Consider the following 15,710-nt stretch of genomic DNA (forward strand, 5'->3'; position numbering starts at 1 on the left):
GGCCATTAGTCCCGACGCTTCACCGATAGAGCCCGTCGGGACTAATGGCCCGAGGCCACCCAGAGTCCCTCCCACAGAATCACTGCTGATGCGTCAGCGCTTGGCCGAATCCAGCCGGTAGCTGCGCTCCACCTCGAACTTGCTGCCCGGAAGCGGTACCGGTCCTTCGGCGTGGATCTTCACCTTCAGCATGCCAGCCGTATCGGTGCTGTAGCGGAAGGTCACGCGGATATCGTTGGTGGTGACGATTTCGACCCGCAGTCCGGACGCGTCCTCGTGCACCGAGGCCTGCTCGCCCGCCGCGAACTCCACCGGCACGCCGGACAGCGGCAGGATCACCACGTCGTCGGATTTCTTGCGACCGAACACCACCGCGTCACGGCTGCGATAAAGGATCAGCGTGTCCTTCAACGGCGCGGCGAAGTCCATTTCATCACGCAGCATCGTGGCCGGCGAGTTGCGCATTTCGGCACGCGGGCCACCGCCACCGGGACCACCGCCACCATCAGGTGGACCGCCGCTGCCGTCGGGACTGCCACCGCCACCGGCTGGCCCGCCCATGTCGTCGTTCATGCCGTCGCCACCCTGCTTTTCGCGCTTGGCGTGCTTCACCGGCGGCAACGCGGCATCGGCGGCCCGTTCGGCTGCCTTCTGCGCCTGCTTGTTGGCCTTGGTGTCGGCCTGCCACTCCAGCGGCGGATCGGAAGCGACCTGCTGGGCTGCCAGCGGGAAGGCCAGCGGCAGCAACGCGAACAGCAATCCGAAACGACGACGGGACATAGCGACCACTCTCCGGGGAAAACAGATGGCGGGCATGCTAGGACGACCCGCCGCGATGGGGTTTGCCAATCTCGACACATGCTAGCCGCTGTCCGGCGCGCATACAGCCACGGTTGGGATGCGCGCCGGCGCCGGGTTCAGGCGAAGCGGTCGGTCGCGCGTACCAGTGCGTCGACATTCTCCGGCTCGAACGCGGAGTGGCCCGAGGCCGGGCTGATCTCCAGCTCGGCCTTCGGCCAGGCCTTGTGCAGGTCCCAGGCATTCTGCAGCGGGCACACCACGTCGTAGCGGCCGTGCACGATCACGCCGGGGATGTCGGCGATGCGGTGCGCGTCGCGCAGCAATTGGTCCTCGACTTCCAGGAAGCCGCCGTTGACGAAGTAGTGGTTCTCGATCCGCGCGAACGCCAATGCGAAATGCGCGTCCTCGTGACCGGTGATGAAATCCTGGTCCACGTGCAGGAAGCTGGTCGCCCCTTCCCACACGCTCCAGGCGCGGGCGGCGGCGAGCCGGGTGGCTTCGTCGTCGCTGGTCAGGCGGCGGTGGAAAGCCGAGATCAGGTCATGGCGCTCCACCGGCGGGATCGCATGGATGTAGTGCTCCCAGGCATCCGGGAACAGGCGGCTGGCGCCCTCCTGGTAGAACCATTCCAGCTCCCAGCGGCGCAGCATGAAGATGCCGCGCAGCACCAGCTCGGTGACGCGCTCGGGATGGGTTTCGGCGTAGGCCAGCGCCAGGGTCGAGCCCCAGCTGCCGCCAAACACCTGCCACTTGGCGATGCCGAGCTGCTCGCGCAGCTTCTCGATGTCGGCAACCAGATCCCAGGTGGTGTTGTCGACCAGATCGGCATGCGGCGTGGAGCGGCCCGAGCCGCGCTGGTCGAACAGCACGATGCGGTACTTGGCCGGATCGTGGAAACGCCGCATCTTCGCGCTGATGCCGCCACCCGGACCACCGTGCAGCAGCACCACCGGCTTGCCATCGGGATTGCCGCATTCCTCGAAGTAGAGGGTGTGGCGGTCATCGACCTTCAGCGTGCCGGTGTTGAACGGTTCGATCTCGGGATAGAGCGTGCGCATGCGGCGATCCTGCGGGGAAAGGACGGATTGTATCGGGCGAGCTGGAGACTCTTGTAGGAGCGGCTTCAGCCGCGATGGGGCTTTTCCTTGAGTCCCACAGATAGCGTGCGGGCTTTTCGCGGAAGGGCCTGCATGAAGGCCCCATCGCGGCTGAAGCCGCTCCTACAAGGCCAACCAACGGCCGAGGGTTACGCGATCACGATCCTCCAGATCGCGATACGTGGCGACCTCGCCGAAACCGCGCTGACGCAATAGCGCCGCCACCGCCTCGCCCTGATCCCAACCGTGTTCGAACAACAACCAGCCCCCCGCCAGCAGATGCCCCGGCGCACCAGCGACGATCTCGCGGATCGCATCCAGCCCGTCGTCGCCTGAGGCCAACGCCTCGGCCGGCTCGTGGCGCAGGTCGCCTTGCGCCAGATGCGGGTCGTCCGCGGCGATGTAGGGAGGATTGCTGGCAATCAGGTCGAAGCGCTCATCCGCCAATGGCGCCAACCAGCTGCCGTGGCGGAATTCGACGTTGCCCAGCGTGTGATCGGCGGCATTGGCGCGCGCCACCGCCAGCGCCGCTTCGCTCAGATCGACCGCGATCACCTGCGCGCGCGGACGCTCACTGGCCAGCGCCAGCGCAATCGCACCGCTGCCAGTGCCCAGGTCGGCGATGCGTCGGCCCGGCCCGGCGTCCACCCGCTCCAGTGCCAGCTCGACCAGGGTCTCGGTCTCCGGGCGCGGGATCAGCGTGGCCGGGCTCACCCGTAGATCGAGCGTCCAGAAACCGCGTCGGCCGGTCAGGTAGGCCACCGGCTCGCCGGCCTCGCGCCGGGCCACCAGCGTCTCGAACGCGTCCGCCACGGCCGGATCGACCGGATCGCGCCCATGCGTGAACAGCCACGCGCGATCGCGGCCCAGCGCGTGCAGCAACAACGGTTCGGCATCGGTGCGACCGATCCGCGCGGCGGCGGCGCGCAGCAGGGCATCGGCGGGCAAGCAGGGCATGGCGGTGGTCAGGGCTTCACCCTCGCGACATATCGGGCCGACATTATCGGTGGCGGAGCTGATGCATCGCACCAAAGAGTCAGGCTCGGATAGCGATAGGCAAAGACTATCTATTTAATTCCATCAATCGATTTGCGGTATCTATCGCCCCTGCCTACCATGGCGCTCGTTCCATCCCCCGCCCTCCCCCCTCGACCCCTTTGCCAACAAGAGGAAACTCAATGTCCGTTATCAACACCGAAATCCTGCCGTTCGAAGCCGATGCCTACCAGAACGGCGAATTCATCAAGGTTTCCGACGCCAATCTGAAGGGCAAGTGGTCCGTGGTGGTGTTCTACCCGGCCGACTTCACCTTCGTCTGCCCGACCGAGCTGGAAGACCTGGCCGAGAACTACGACGAATTCCAGAAGCTGGGCGTCGAGGTGTACTCGGTCTCCACCGACACCCACTTCTCGCACAAGGCGTGGCACGACACCTCGGCGGCGATCGGCAAGATCAAGTACCCGATGATCGGCGACCCGACCCACCAGATCTCGAAGAACTTCGACGTGCTGCGCCCGGCGGGCCTGGCCGATCGCGGCACCTTCATCGTCGATCCGGCCGGCGTGATCCAGTCGGTGGAAATCACCGCCGAGGGCATTGGCCGTGACGCCAAGGAACTGCTGCGCAAGGTCAAGGCCGCCCAGTACGTGGCCGCCCATCCGGGCGAGGTCTGCCCGGCCAAGTGGAAGGAAGGCGAAAAGACCCTGGCGCCGTCGCTGGACCTGGTCGGCAAGATCTAAGCCGTCCCGCACTCCCGGTCCTGCATCCGCAGGATCGGGGGTGAACCGGAGCCGGTGCCGACGCGCCGTCTGCGGTTCACCCCCTTCCCCACTCGGCGACCTGCCCCGGCAGCGACGTCACGATCCCCCTTTGCCTGCCGCCCCCAGGAGTTCCCCCATGTTGGATGCCAACCTCACCACCCAGCTCAAGGCGTACCTGGAAAAGGTCACCCGCCCGATCCAGATCGATGCTTCCGCCGACGACAGTGCCAAGTCGCAGGAAATGCTGGAGCTGCTCAATCAACTGGCCACGCTGTCGGACAAGATCACCTTGAACGTCTGGCGCGACGATGCCGAGCGCAAGCCGTCGTTCGGCCTGACCTCGCCCGGTCATGACATCAAGCTGCGCTTCGCCGGGCTGCCGATGGGCCACGAGTTCACCTCGCTGGTGCTGGCGCTGCTGCAGGTCGGCGGGCATCCGTCCAAGGCAGCACCGGAGCTGCTTGAGCAGGTGCGCAACCTGGACGGCGACTACCACTTCGAAACCTACTTCTCGCTGTCGTGCCAGAACTGCCCGGATGTGGTGCAGGCGCTGAATCTGGCTGCGGTGCTGAATCCCCGCATCAAGCACGACGCGATCGACGGCGGCCTGTTCCCGCAGGAAGTCGAGGCGCGCGAGATCATGTCGGTGCCGACCGTCTACCTCAACGGCAAGCTGTTCGACCAGGGCCGGATGACGCTGGAACAGGTCGTCGCCAAGCTCGACACCGGCGCGGCCGATCGCAATGCCAAGGCGATCGCGCAAAAGGCCCCGTTCGACGTGCTGGTGGTCGGCGGTGGCCCGGCCGGCGCGGCCGCGGCGATCTATGCCGCACGCAAGGGCATCCGCACCGGCATCGCCGCCGAGCGCTTTGGCGGGCAGGTGCTGGACACGATGGCGATCGAGAACTTCATCTCGGTGCAGGAAACCGAGGGCCCGAAGCTGGCCGCCGCGCTGGAGCAGCACGTGCGCGCCTACGAGGTCGACATCATGAATCTGCTGCGCGCCGAGAAGCTGGTGCCGGCCGGTGACGATGGCTTGATCGAGATCAAACTGGAAAACGGCGCCTCGCTGAAGTCCAGGACCGTGGTGCTTTCCACCGGCGCGCGCTGGCGGCAGATGAACGTGCCGGGCGAGAACGAGTACCGCAACAAGGGCGTGGCCTACTGCCCGCACTGCGATGGCCCGTTGTTCAAGGGCAAGCGCGTGTCGGTGATCGGCGGCGGCAACTCCGGCGTGGAAGCGGCGATCGACCTGGCCGGAATCGTCTCCCACGTCACCCTGATCGAGTTCGACAGCAGCCTGCGTGCCGACGAGGTGCTGCAACGCAAGCTGCGCAGCCTGCCGAACGTGAAGGTGATCACCAGCGCGCAGACCACCGAGGTGCTCGGCGACGGCAGCAAGGTCACTGGTCTGGTCTACAAGGACCGCAGCGGCGGCGACAGCCACCGCATCGAGCTGGAAGGCGTGTTCGTGCAGATCGGCCTGCTGCCCAACAGCGAATGGCTGAAGGGCACGGTAGAGCTGTCCGCGCGCGGCGAAATCGTCATCGACGATCGCGGCCAGACCAGTGTGCCGGGCGTGTTCGCCGCGGGCGATGCCACCACGGTGCCGTACAAGCAGATCGTGATCGCGATGGGCGCCGGCGCCACCGCTGCACTGAGCGCGTTCGACCACCTGATCCGCAGCAGCGCGCCGAAGACCAGCGGTGCGGTGGCCGAAGCGGCCTAGTGGCGGATTCGACAGGGAACGTCACTACCGTCGTCCCCGCGCAGGCGGGGACCCAGCGACTTGGACCTTGGCTGCACAAGGCACTGAAAGCACTTCCGGCCTGCGCGGGGACGACGGTGAATTTCCTGAGCTCCGACCAGCCCCCGTTAACGTTCGACAGCCGCTCACACCGCATTACGAACCTCTGACACGACCGGCGTAAGCTGCCCCGGACACCTGTCGCCACCGCACCCCAAGCTCCGCGAGGCCCATAGCTCATGAACCTGCGCGACCTGAAGTACCTGGTGGCCCTGGCCGACCACAAGCATTTTGGTCGCGCTGCGGCGGCCTGCTTCGTCAGCCAGCCGACCCTGTCCACCCAGATCAGGAAGCTCGAAGACGAGCTGGGCGTCCCGCTGGTCGAGCGCGCGCCGCGCAAGGTGATGCTGACCCCGGCCGGACGCGAGGCGGCCAGCCGCGCGCGCGGCATCGTCGCCGAGGTCGAGCAGATGAAAGAGGCGGCGCGACGCAGCCAGGACCCGGAAGCCGGCACCGTGCGGCTCGGCATCTTCCCGACCCTCGGCCCGTACCTGTTGCCACACATGGTGCCGCGCATCCGCCAGCGCTTCCCGCAGCTGGAGCTGCTGCTGATCGAGGAAAAGAGCGACCAACTGCTGCGCCAACTGCGCGAAGGCAAGCTCGACGCGACGCTGCTGGCACTGCCGCTGCATGACGACCAGTTGCACACCGAATTCCTGTTCGAAGAACCGTTCGTGCTGGCGGTGCCTGAAGGCCACCCGCTCGCACAGAAGAACGGGCTGACGCTCGCCGAGCTGTCCGAGCAACGTCTGCTGCTGCTGGAAGACGGGCACTGCCTGCGTGAGCAGGCGCTGGATGTGTGCCATCTGGCTGGCGCCTTGGAGAAGTCCGAGTTCCAGGCCACCAGCCTAGAAACGCTGCGGCAGATGGTCGCCGCCAACGTCGGCATCACCCTGCTGCCGATGCTGGCAGTCAAACCGCCGGTGGCGCGTTCGGACAGCATCCACCTGCTCGGCTTCCGCGCCGACAAGCAGCCGAGCCGGCGCATCGCGATGGTGTGGCGGCGCAGTTCGGCGATGTCGGCGTTCCTGGAAAGCCTGGCCGAGCTGTTCAAGCACCTGCCGGACGGGCTGCTGACCATGGACCTGCCGGCCCGCGGCACGCCGCGCAGCATCGAGGCGGCCTGAACGCATCCGATAGCGATCCTCCGACAGCGACCTTGTGGGAGGGACTCTGGGTGGCCTCGGGCCATCAGTCCCGACGCTTTGCCGGGGAGCCGGCGCGGGGACGACGATGTCGGAGTGGCCTGAAACTCGCTGCCGATCAGGTCCCCGGCAAAGCGTCGGGACTGATGGCCCGAGGCCACCCAGAGTCCCTCCCACACAGCCGGCCCGCCCGACTGGCACCTCGCCATTTGCTTGCCGGGCACGCTAACGTAGCGCCCTGCATAGCCTCACCGAACCGAGAGACCGAAATGACCGTTTCAGACCCCTCCAAGCTGGCCCAGCTGCGCGAACTTTCGGTGGTCGTGGCCGATACCGGCGATTACGACGCCATCAAGCGCCTCAAGCCGGTCGACTGCACCACCAACCCGACGCTGGTGAAAAAGGCGCTGGACCTGCCGGTGTACGCCTCACTGATCGAGCGCGAGCTGGCCTGGGGCAAGCAGCAGACCGGCGATACCGACGCCATCGTCCATGAAGTTGCCGACCGCCTGACCGTCGGTGTCGGCACGATGCTGGCCGAGCTGGTGCCAGGCCGCGTCTCCACCGAGGTCGATGCCGACCTGGCCCATGACACCGCCGCCACCATCACCAAGGCGCGCAAGTTCATCGCGATGTACGCCGAGCGCGGCGTGTCCAAGAACAAGATCCTGATCAAGGTCGCCGCGACCTGGGAAGGCGTCGAAGCCGCGCGCCAGCTGCAGGCCGAAGGCATCGACTGCAATCTGACCCTGATCTTCAACCGCACCCAGGCGCTGGCCTGCTCGGAAGCCGGGGTATTCCTGATCTCGCCGTTCGTCGGCCGCATCCTTGACTGGTACGTCGCCAACGGCCAGACCCCGGCCAACATCGACGCCGACCCGGGCGTGGTGTTCGTGCGCGGCGTCTATGACGAGTTCAAGAAGCGCGGCTCCAGGACCGTGGTGATGGGCGCTTCGTTCCGCTCGACCGCGCAGATCGAAGCGCTGGCCGGCTGCGACCGCCTGACCATCTCGCCGGACCTGCTGGAGAAACTAGACGCCGACCACGGCGAACTGCCGCGCAAGCTGTCCCCGCAACCGGCCGACGGTGCGGCGGTGACGCCGATCGACGCCGCACAATTCGCCACCGATCTGGCGGCCGACCCGATGGCCACCGAAAAGCTGGCGGGCGGCATCGACACCTTCGCCAAGGATCTGCAGGCGCTGCGCGCGACGATTCGCGGGAAGCTGGTGGGGTGAGTTGGGCGTCCGCGGTCGGCTGACGCAAGTCGCTGGGGCTCTGCTCCCGCCTTCGCGGGGGCAGGCTCTACGCGGGGACGACGGTTGAAAGTATCCGGAGCAAGCCAACTCCGCCGCCAACACAACATTTCCGTCGTCGCTCCCGCGCACGCGGGAGCCCATGGACGTGGCTGTCGGGAGCGTGATGACGTTACTGCGATCTGATCGAAAGTCCATGGATCCCCGCGTTCGCGGGGATGACAGCTGAGAGTTTCCGGAGCAGATCAACTCCACCAGTCAGGCAATTTCTCTACCGTCGTCCCCGCACAGGCGGGGACCCAGCGACTTGCGTGGCGCTCAAGCCTCCAACCCGATCGCACAACTCACCCCCGTCCCGCCGATCCCGCAATAACCACCCGGATTCTTCGCCAGATACTGCTGGTGATAATCCTCGGCGTAGTAGAACGGCGGCGCGGGATGGACGATCTCGGTGGTGATCTCATCGTAGCCAGCCTCGCGCAAGCGCTGCTGATAGGCATCACGGCTGGCGATCACGGTCTGGAACTGCGCTTCATCGTGGCAGTAGATCGCCGAGCGGTACTGCGTACCGGTGTCGTTGCCCTGGCGCATGCCCTGGGTCGGGTCGTGGTTCTCCCAGAACGTGCGCAGCACGGCGTCGCGCGAGACCAGCGCCGGGTCGAACACCACCCGCACCACTTCGGTGTGCCCGGTCAGGCCGGAACAGGTTTCCTCGTAGGTGGGATTGGGCGTCAGCCCGCCCTGATAGCCGACTGCGGTCGTGAACACGCCCGGCAACTGCCAGAACTTGCGTTCGGCGCCCCAGAAGCAGCCCATGCCCACGTCCAGCACTTCCAGGCCGGCAAAACCGGGAGCGGAGGCCGATCCGGCCTCGTCCTTCAGCGGATGACCGTTGACGAAATGCACGTTGTGCAGCGGCAACGGCGCGGCACGCCCCGGCAGGGCCTCGTCCGCGCCCGGCAGGCGCTGCTTGAAGATGCGAGTTCCCAACATGGCGAGGCTCCGGATAGAAGGAATGCCTTCTGGATGGTACCGACGGCCCGGCTTTCAAGCCGGGCCGTCCTTCACCGCACTCAATGCGCCGCTGCAGCCACGGTTTCCGGCATCGCCGAGCTGTGGTGGTTGATGATCAGCCACTGACCGTCACGCTTCTCGTACACGAAGGTGTAGCGCGCCTGCACCTCGCGGGTGCGGCCGTTCTTGTCGGTCAGGGTGAAGGTGTACACGCCCGCATCCACCGCGCTGTCTTCGTCGAGCAGGCGAACCGTGCGGTAGTTGATGACACCGCGCGGCTTGCTGGCGAGGAAGTGCTCGAAGTAGTTCTCGATGTCGGCACGGTTGGCGCGCACCTGGTTGGACACGGTCGGCAGCAGCACGCCGTCCGGCGCGTACAGGTCGGCGACCTTGTGCGGATCGCCGGAGGCCAGGGCCGCGTTCCAGCGATCGAACAGCAGCGCGACCTCGCGCTCCTCGCCGCCAGCCGGCAGCGATACCGCGCTGTCATAGCGCTGCGCACCGCCGGCCAGCGCCGGGGACGTCGCCAGGACCAGGGACAGGGAAAGAAGCAAGCGACGCATGGGAATCTCCGAATCAGGTGAGGGATTGCCGGTTGGCAGCGCCAGTCTTGGCGATCGGAGGTCGCCAACCATCTGTCGGACGGCATATCTTCAAATATGCCTGTCAGCATATAAAATGTACCCATGGAAACCCCTGGCAACGCTGGCGATTGGCGCCAGCAACTGCGCCGCGAAGCGGCCGAGAGCGCGCGCTGGCAGGCCGTGGCCGATGCGGTCGCCGCGCTGACCGCTGCCATCACCCCCGAGCAGGCCTGCGCGGCGGTGCTGATGCCGGCGCTGCACCTGCTCGGTCTGGACGACGGCGCGGTGGTGGTACGGCGCGGCGCACGCGCGCTGGTCATGGCCAGCCATGGCCGCGCATTGCCGCCGGGCGCCAGCCTGCCGTTGCACGAGGGCCGGGCGCCGGCCTGGCTGTTGCCACCGCATACGGAAGACACCCGCAGCATCGGGGTGCCGATCGCCGTATTGGGTCAGGCGTCGGGTGGTCTGTTCGTCGCCTGGCGTGGCACGTCGCCCTCGCCCGAAGACCTTGCTGCGCTCTCGGCCTTCAGTGCGCTGCTGCCCGCGATCGTGGCCGAACCCGTGCGCGCACCGCGGCGCCGGCGTGCGGTTTCGCTGGATCGCCTGGACGCACTCAGTGCGCGCGAGAAACAGGTGCTGTCGCTGCTGCCACGCGGTCTGACCAACGCCGCGCTGGCGGCGGAACTGGGGATCTCGCCGGGCACCGCCAAGATTCATGTCGAGCGCATCCTGCACAAGCTGCAGGTCAGCGATCGCACCCAGGCCGCGGTCTATGCGGTACAGGCCGGGGTGGCGGCATGAACGCACTCGCCCGACGCTGGAACAACTGGCCGATCACCCGCAAGAGCCTGGCCGTGGTCGCACTGCCGCTGCTGCTGCTGGCCGCCGCATTGCTGGTGATCTACGGCGTGGAGCGGCGCAACATCGCCGCCGAGAACGACGTGCGCCGCACCCTGGAAGTGCTCAATGACCTGTACGAAGCGCACGCGCTGCTGGCCGAAACCGCCGCCGGCGTACGCGGTTACCGGCTGGTGCGCGACGAAGCGTTCCTGACCCCGTACCGCGATGCCGAGCCGCGCCTGCGCGAAGTGGTGGAACGGCTGTCACTGCGCATCACCGATCCGGTGCAGGCGCAGCGCTTCGCCCGGATCAAGCCGCTGTTCGCCGAGAAGATGCAGGGCTGGCGCCGGCTGCTGGCACCGGAGCTGAGTCGCGACGAAGAGATCGACCAGTTGTGGGACGGCAAACGCAAGCTGGACATCCTGCGCGCCGAGCTGCGCGAACTGAGCAATTACGAGACCGCGCAACTGCAGGTGCGCACCGCCAAAGCGCAGGCGCTGCGCCAGCGCAACCTGATCGTCACCCTGTGCGCGGCGATGCTCGGCGGCCTGGGTGCAGTGTTCGCGGTGGCCTGGTTCGCCTCTTCGTTGTCGCAGCGACTGCGCGGGTTGGCCGCCAATGCTGATCGCCTCGGTGAAGGCCTGCCATTGCTGCCGCAGCCGCATGCCGGCGATGAACTGGGCCAGGTCGAGCAGCGTCTGGTGCAGGCCAGCGAGCTGCTGGCCGCACGTGCCGCCGAGACCCAGTCCGCGCATCGCGAGGCCGAAACCGCCAATCGCGCCAAGACCGAGTTCCTGTCGCGCTCCAGCCACGAACTGCGCACGCCGCTCAACGCAATCCTCGGCTACGCCCAGGTGCTGGAAATGGACCTGAGCGCACCCGGCCAGCGTGCTTACCTGCAGCACATCCTCGGCGCCGGCCGGCACCTGCTGGGGCTGATCACCGAATTGCTGGATATCGCCCGCATCGAAGTCGGCAAGCTCGACCTGAGCCAGGAGGCGGTCCCGGTTGGCGCCGCCATCAGCGAGGCATTGGGTCTGGTCGCACCGGATGCTGCCGCGCGCGGCATCGTGCTGGATGCGCCCGCCGTGTCGCCGGACTGGAGCGTGCACGCCGATCCGCAGCGACTGCGTCAGGTCCTGCTGAACCTGCTGTCCAATGCGGTGAAGTTCAATCGCGCGCAGGGCCGGGTCGAGATCGGGGCACGCGTCGAAGGCGACCACATCCGCATCCGGGTCGCCGATCAGGGCCCCGGACTGTCGGAAGCACAGGTGCAACGCCTGTTCACCCCGTTCGAGCGACTGGGCGCCGAACGCTCGACGGTGGAAGGCACCGGTCTGGGCCTGGCCTTGAGCAAACGCCTGATCGAGGCGATGGGCGGCAACATCGGCGTGGACAGCGGCCAAGCGGGCGCCTGCTTCTGGATCGCCCTGCCACGCGCATCGACCTCTCCTCCAGCCCTCCTCGACACCCCGCTCCCCACATCGGTGCCGGCCGAGACCACCCGCCGCATCCTCAGCGTCGAGGACAACGCCTCCAACCAGGCCTTGATCCGCACGCTCTGCGAGCGACGCCCGCACTGGCAGCTGACCGAGGCCTCCAGCCTGGCCGAGGCCGAGGCGGCATTACGGACGGCGCGTCCGGACCTGATCCTGCTCGACCTGCATCTGAGCGACGGCAATGGCGAGGATCTGCTGCGCCGGCTGCATGCCCGGCCGTCGAATGAGGTACCGCCGGTAGTGGCGATCAGCGCCGATGCGATCCCGGCCACGCTGGAGCGGGTACGCGCACTCGGCGTGCGTGCCTACCTGACCAAGCCGCTGGACGTGACGGCGTTCTATCGCGTGCTGGACGAGGTGCTGGCATGAACCGCGATGACGTACTCGCCGCACGCATCCTGGTGGTCGACGACGAAGCCGCCAACGTGCGGCTGCTGGAAGACCTGCTGCTGCGCGAGGGCTTCCAGCAGGTGATCGCCACCACCGACCCGGGTCGGATGATGGGCCTGGTGGCCGCGTTCGAGCCCGACCTGATCCTGCTCGATCTGATGATGCCCGCGCCGGATGGCTACGCGCTGCTGGAGCAACTGGCGCGGCGCACCGATGCGGGACGCTTCCTGCCGGTGATCGTGCTGACCGCCGACCCCAGCCGCAGCGCACGCCATCGCGCGCTCGGCCTGGGCGCCAAGGATTTCCTGACCAAGCCGCTGGACACGTTCGAAGTGGCGCTGCGGGTCTGGAACGTGGCCGAGACCGCGGTGCTGTTCAAGCGGCTGCGCGCGCTGGCGGCGAGCGAGGCGCCGCCGCCGGGGCATCCGGGGTGAGTGAGACCCGCGCTGTTGTAGGAGCGGCTTCAGCCGCGATGGGGCCTTTACCGAGAAACGCCCCATCGCGGCTGAAGCCGCTCCTACGAAAGAGCAAACCTACAGCGCGCGCGTCACCTGCCCGCCCAGGTCCAGCACCATCAGCACCTCCTGCGCCTTCTCCAGCGACTCGTCGGGCACGCATACCCGCAGCACGCCGAACAGTGGCAGATCGCCACCGGCGCCGAGCAGGGATTCGCCGAATACGAAGGCCATGATCCCGGCGTCCTCCAAGGCGTGCTTGGCCAGATGGGCGTCGAACAGGTTGTCGGCACGGTAGGCGACCTGCATGGGCAAAGCTCCTCGGGGCCTGCCGGGCAGAATACGCCGGTGGTCCGGGCGCGATAAACTGCGCGTCTTTCTGCATTCAGCCTTGGCATGTCCAGCACGCCCAACCCCACACCCGCCGTCGACGCCCTTCCCGAAAAGAAGGACTTCATCCGCCAGATCGTCCGCGAGGACCTGGCCAGCGGCAAACATGCCGCGATCAAGACCCGCTTCCCGCCCGAGCCGAACGGTTACCTGCACATCGGCCATGCCAAGGCGATCTGCCTGAACTTCGGCGTCGCCACCGAGTTCACCGGCGCCTGCAACCTGCGCCTGGACGACACCAATCCGGCCAAGGAAGACCCCGAGTTCGTCGTCGCGATCAAGGATGACGTGCGCTGGCTGGGTTTCGAGTGGGCCACGCTGCGCCACGCGTCGGACTATTTCGAGGTGCTGTACCTGGCGGCCGAGAAGCTGGTGCAGGACGGCAAGGCGTTCGTCTGCGATCTGTCCGCCGAGCAGGTGCGCGAATACCGCGGCACGCTGACCGAGCCGGGCCGCAACTCGCCGTATCGCGAGCGCAGCGTCGAGGAAAACCTGGACCTGCTGCGACGCATGCGCGCCGGTGAGTTCCCGGACGGCGCACGCACGCTGCGCGCCAGGATCGACATGGCCAGCGGCAACATCAACCTGCGCGATCCGGCGCTGTACCGGATCAAGCACGTCGAGCACCAGAACACCGGCAACGACTGGCCGATCTACCCGATGTACGACTTCGCACACTCGCTGTCGGACGCGATCGAGGGCATCACCCACTCGCTGTGCACGCTGGAGTTCGAGGACCACCGCCCGTTGTACGACTGGTGCGTGGAGCACGTCGATCTGACCGGGAATCCTGCGCTGCTGGCACCGCTGGTCGCCAAGGGCCTGCCGAACGAAGCCGCCAGACCGCGCCAGATCGAGTTCTCGCGCCTCAACATCAACTACACGGTGATGAGCAAGCGCAAGCTCACCGCGCTGGTCGAGGAAGGACTGGTCGAAGGCTGGGACGATCCGCGCATGTACACGCTGCAGGGCATGCGTCGGCGCGGTTACACGCCGGCCGCGATGCGCCTGTTCGTCGATCGCATCGGCATCTCCAAGCAGAACTCGGTGATCGATTTCTCGGTGCTGGAAGGTTGCCTGCGCGAAGACCTGGACGCGCATGCGCAGCGCCGGCTGGCGGTGATCGATCCGCTCAAGCTGGTGCTGGCCAATCTGCCGGAAGGCCATGAGGAAACCCTGACCTTCTCCAACCACCCGAAGGACGAAACCCAGGGCGAGCGCAGCGTGCCGTTCTCGCGCGAGCTGTGGATCGAACGCGAGGATTTCGCCGAAGTCCCGCCGAAGGGGTGGAAGCGGCTGGTACCGGGCGGCGAAGTACGCCTGCGCGGCGCCGGCATCGTGCGCGTGGACGACGTAGTCAAGAACGAGGCCGGCGAGATCATCGAGCTGCGTGGCTGGCTGGATCCGGAATCGCGTCCGGGCATGGAAGGCGCCAACCGCAAGGTCAAGGGCACCATCCACTGGGTCAGCGCCACGCATGCGGTCGAGGCCGAGGTGCGGCTGTACGACCGCCTGTTCTCGGTGGAAAAGCCCGACGACGAGTCCGAGGGCAAGACCTATCGCGATCATCTGAATCCGGAATCCAAGCGCACCGTCACCGGCTATGTCGAGCCGGCCGCGGCGCAGGCGCAGCCGGAGCAGTCGTTCCAGTTCGAGCGGATGGGCTACTTCGTCGCCGATCGTCGCGATCACAGCGCCGCCAAGCCGGTGTTCAACCGCAGCGTGACGCTGCGCGATACCTGGGCGAAGTGATGCATCCGCGCGCATGGCCGACCGGTTCCGCCGGGCACGGTCATGCGCGGCGGACGCCGCGATGAGCGGCAGCCTGCAACTGCGGCGCTACGGCCGCGATGGTCATGTCCACCGGCACGCGCACGTGCAACTGGTGCTGCCGGTGCGCGGCACGCTTGAGATCGAAGTTGGCGGACGCGGTGGCCGGGTCGATGCCGCACGCGCGGTCCTCGTCGCTCCGGGCACCGATCACGACCAGAGCGCGGCGGGCGACAACCGTTTCCTGGTCATCGACTGCGATATCGCCGCACTCGGCGAGGCGCGCGTGCAGCAACTACGGCAGCGTCCGTTCGTGGCGATGACGCCGCGCCTGCACGCACTGGCCGGCTTTGTCGATCAGCAATGCCACGATCACGACGACGTGCCGCTAGTACTGACGCAGCACTGTCTGCCGCAGTTGCTGCACGCGTTCGGCTGCGATCCGGCGCCGCTGCAGCGCTTGCAGACGCTGTGCGATGCGCTGGCCGCTGCACCCGGTGAAGCGTGGCCGGTCGAGCGCATGGCGCATCACGCCGGAGTCAGCGTGAGCCGTCTGCATGCGTTGTTCCGCAGCGAGTTCGATCAAAGCCCACAGCAATGGCTCTCGGCGCTGCGGCTGCGGCGCGCCTGCGCGCAACTGGCCGGCAGCGAGATACCGATCGCGCAACTGGCACTGGAAAACGGCTGGTCCGACCAGACCGCGCTGACCCGCGCATTGCGGCGCGCGACCGGGTACACCCCGGCGGCGTATCGACAGGCGCACCGTCTTGTGAGTGGATCTCAAGACCATTAACAGAGGCTCTGTTCGTGTTGGATGGTGGTCTTGTGGGAGGGACTCTGGGTGGCCTCGGGCCATCAGTCCCGACGGGCAGTACCGGTAACTCGTCGGGACTAATGGCCCG

Annotated in this window: 15 protein-coding genes; 9 read left to right on the top strand and 6 right to left on the bottom strand. The window is 67.0% G+C overall.

Annotated elements, in window-relative coordinates; genetic code table 11:
- Positions 1-93 precede the first annotated feature (93 nt).
- The 3 genes from AC3WJE_RS20010 to prmC all read right to left on the bottom strand — a co-directional run bounded on the left by AC3WJE_RS20010 (position 94) and on the right by prmC (position 2,855).
- Positions 94-780 (bottom strand): hypothetical protein, encoded by a 687-nt coding sequence (locus AC3WJE_RS20010; protein WP_493732594.1) that lies wholly within the window; start codon positions 778-780, stop codon positions 94-96.
- Positions 781-917: 137 nt separating this feature from the next.
- Entirely contained in the window at positions 918-1,859 is a 942-nt protein-coding gene (gene pip / locus AC3WJE_RS20015; RefSeq protein WP_493732595.1) for a prolyl aminopeptidase, read from the bottom strand.
- Between the two features lie 162 nt (positions 1,860-2,021).
- Positions 2,022-2,855 (bottom strand): peptide chain release factor N(5)-glutamine methyltransferase, encoded by an 834-nt coding sequence (gene prmC / locus AC3WJE_RS20020; RefSeq protein WP_493732596.1) that lies wholly within the window; start codon positions 2,853-2,855, stop codon positions 2,022-2,024.
- Positions 2,856-3,076: 221 nt separating this feature from the next.
- Between prmC and ahpC the strand changes: the two genes are divergently transcribed.
- The 4 genes from ahpC to AC3WJE_RS20040 all read left to right on the top strand — a co-directional run bounded on the left by ahpC (position 3,077) and on the right by AC3WJE_RS20040 (position 7,848).
- Entirely contained in the window at positions 3,077-3,637 is a 561-nt protein-coding gene (gene ahpC, locus AC3WJE_RS20025; RefSeq protein WP_493732597.1) for an alkyl hydroperoxide reductase subunit C, read from the top strand.
- A 157-nt stretch (positions 3,638-3,794) separates the two neighbouring features.
- Complete coding sequence (gene ahpF / locus AC3WJE_RS20030; protein WP_493732598.1) at positions 3,795-5,387, top strand: alkyl hydroperoxide reductase subunit F; 1,593 nt, start codon at positions 3,795-3,797, stop codon at positions 5,385-5,387.
- Between the two features lie 257 nt (positions 5,388-5,644).
- On the top strand, positions 5,645-6,592 hold the full coding sequence (gene oxyR / locus AC3WJE_RS20035; RefSeq protein ID WP_493732599.1) for a DNA-binding transcriptional regulator OxyR: 948 nt from the start codon (positions 5,645-5,647) through the stop codon (positions 6,590-6,592).
- A 287-nt stretch (positions 6,593-6,879) separates the two neighbouring features.
- On the top strand, positions 6,880-7,848 hold the full coding sequence (locus AC3WJE_RS20040; RefSeq protein WP_493732600.1) for a transaldolase: 969 nt from the start codon (positions 6,880-6,882) through the stop codon (positions 7,846-7,848).
- 336 nt (positions 7,849-8,184) lie between these two features.
- Here the strand turns inward: AC3WJE_RS20040 and msrA are convergent, their stop codons facing one another.
- A complete protein-coding gene (gene msrA, locus AC3WJE_RS20045; RefSeq protein WP_493732601.1) occupies positions 8,185-8,859 on the bottom strand; it encodes a peptide-methionine (S)-S-oxide reductase MsrA in 675 nt (224 codons plus the stop codon).
- 80 nt (positions 8,860-8,939) lie between these two features.
- The gene (locus AC3WJE_RS20050) at positions 8,940-9,443 is read right to left on the bottom strand and encodes an SgcJ/EcaC family oxidoreductase (RefSeq protein ID WP_493732602.1); all 504 of its coding nucleotides are present in this window, start codon (positions 9,441-9,443) and stop codon (positions 8,940-8,942) included.
- A gap of 123 nt (positions 9,444-9,566) precedes the next feature.
- Between AC3WJE_RS20050 and AC3WJE_RS20055 the strand changes: the two genes are divergently transcribed.
- The 3 genes from AC3WJE_RS20055 to AC3WJE_RS20065 are packed head-to-tail and all read left to right on the top strand — an operon-like array spanning position 9,567 to position 12,627.
- The gene (locus AC3WJE_RS20055) at positions 9,567-10,265 is read left to right on the top strand and encodes a helix-turn-helix transcriptional regulator (protein WP_493732603.1); all 699 of its coding nucleotides are present in this window, start codon (positions 9,567-9,569) and stop codon (positions 10,263-10,265) included.
- Entirely contained in the window at positions 10,262-12,172 is a 1,911-nt protein-coding gene (locus tag AC3WJE_RS20060; RefSeq protein ID WP_493732604.1) for an ATP-binding protein, read from the top strand. The genes AC3WJE_RS20055 and AC3WJE_RS20060 overlap by 4 nt, the downstream gene beginning before the upstream one ends.
- Positions 12,169-12,627 carry a response regulator gene (locus tag AC3WJE_RS20065; protein ID WP_493732605.1) on the top strand — a complete coding sequence of 153 codons (459 nt, stop codon included), beginning with the start codon at positions 12,169-12,171 and terminating at the stop codon, positions 12,625-12,627. Before AC3WJE_RS20060 ends, AC3WJE_RS20065 begins: the two co-directional genes overlap by 4 nt.
- A 99-nt stretch (positions 12,628-12,726) precedes the next feature.
- Here AC3WJE_RS20065 and AC3WJE_RS20070 read toward each other — a convergent pair whose 3' ends face one another.
- Entirely contained in the window at positions 12,727-12,957 is a 231-nt protein-coding gene (locus AC3WJE_RS20070; protein ID WP_493732606.1) for a putative signal transducing protein, read from the bottom strand.
- 87 nt (positions 12,958-13,044) lie between these two features.
- Between AC3WJE_RS20070 and AC3WJE_RS20075 the strand changes: the two genes are divergently transcribed.
- Together AC3WJE_RS20075 and AC3WJE_RS20080 are read left to right on the top strand one after the other, a co-directional pair.
- Positions 13,045-14,790 (top strand): glutamine--tRNA ligase/YqeY domain fusion protein, encoded by a 1,746-nt coding sequence (locus AC3WJE_RS20075; protein ID WP_493732607.1) that lies wholly within the window; start codon positions 13,045-13,047, stop codon positions 14,788-14,790.
- 61 nt (positions 14,791-14,851) lie between these two features.
- Positions 14,852-15,601, top strand: coding sequence for a helix-turn-helix transcriptional regulator (locus tag AC3WJE_RS20080; RefSeq protein ID WP_493732608.1), 750 nt, complete (start codon positions 14,852-14,854; stop codon positions 15,599-15,601).
- The last annotated feature ends 109 nt before the right edge of the window (positions 15,602-15,710 follow it).

Source organism: Pseudomonas sp. GW821-FHT07E12 (genome assembly GCF_058986605.1).

Bases quoted from the DNA above. Each gene is read 5' to 3' on its own strand.
- AC3WJE_RS20010 (WP_493732594.1), bottom strand. From the start codon at position 780: ATGTCCCGTCGTCGTTTCGGATTGCTGTTCGCGTTGCTGCCGCTGGCC.
- pip (WP_493732595.1), bottom strand. From the start codon at position 1,859: ATGCGCACGCTCTATCCCGAGATCGAACCGTTCAACACCGGCACGCTG.
- prmC (WP_493732596.1), bottom strand. From the start codon at position 2,855: ATGCCCTGCTTGCCCGCCGATGCCCTGCTGCGCGCCGCCGCCGCGCGG.
- ahpC (WP_493732597.1), top strand. From the start codon at position 3,077: ATGTCCGTTATCAACACCGAAATCCTGCCGTTCGAAGCCGATGCCTAC.
- ahpF (WP_493732598.1), top strand. From the start codon at position 3,795: ATGTTGGATGCCAACCTCACCACCCAGCTCAAGGCGTACCTGGAAAAG.
- oxyR (WP_493732599.1), top strand. From the start codon at position 5,645: ATGAACCTGCGCGACCTGAAGTACCTGGTGGCCCTGGCCGACCACAAG.
- AC3WJE_RS20040 (WP_493732600.1), top strand. From the start codon at position 6,880: ATGACCGTTTCAGACCCCTCCAAGCTGGCCCAGCTGCGCGAACTTTCG.
- msrA (WP_493732601.1), bottom strand. From the start codon at position 8,859: ATGTTGGGAACTCGCATCTTCAAGCAGCGCCTGCCGGGCGCGGACGAG.
- AC3WJE_RS20050 (WP_493732602.1), bottom strand. From the start codon at position 9,443: ATGCGTCGCTTGCTTCTTTCCCTGTCCCTGGTCCTGGCGACGTCCCCG.
- AC3WJE_RS20055 (WP_493732603.1), top strand. From the start codon at position 9,567: ATGGAAACCCCTGGCAACGCTGGCGATTGGCGCCAGCAACTGCGCCGC.
- AC3WJE_RS20060 (WP_493732604.1), top strand. From the start codon at position 10,262: ATGAACGCACTCGCCCGACGCTGGAACAACTGGCCGATCACCCGCAAG.
- AC3WJE_RS20065 (WP_493732605.1), top strand. From the start codon at position 12,169: ATGAACCGCGATGACGTACTCGCCGCACGCATCCTGGTGGTCGACGAC.
- AC3WJE_RS20070 (WP_493732606.1), bottom strand. From the start codon at position 12,957: ATGCAGGTCGCCTACCGTGCCGACAACCTGTTCGACGCCCATCTGGCC.
- AC3WJE_RS20075 (WP_493732607.1), top strand. From the start codon at position 13,045: ATGTCCAGCACGCCCAACCCCACACCCGCCGTCGACGCCCTTCCCGAA.
- AC3WJE_RS20080 (WP_493732608.1), top strand. From the start codon at position 14,852: ATGAGCGGCAGCCTGCAACTGCGGCGCTACGGCCGCGATGGTCATGTC.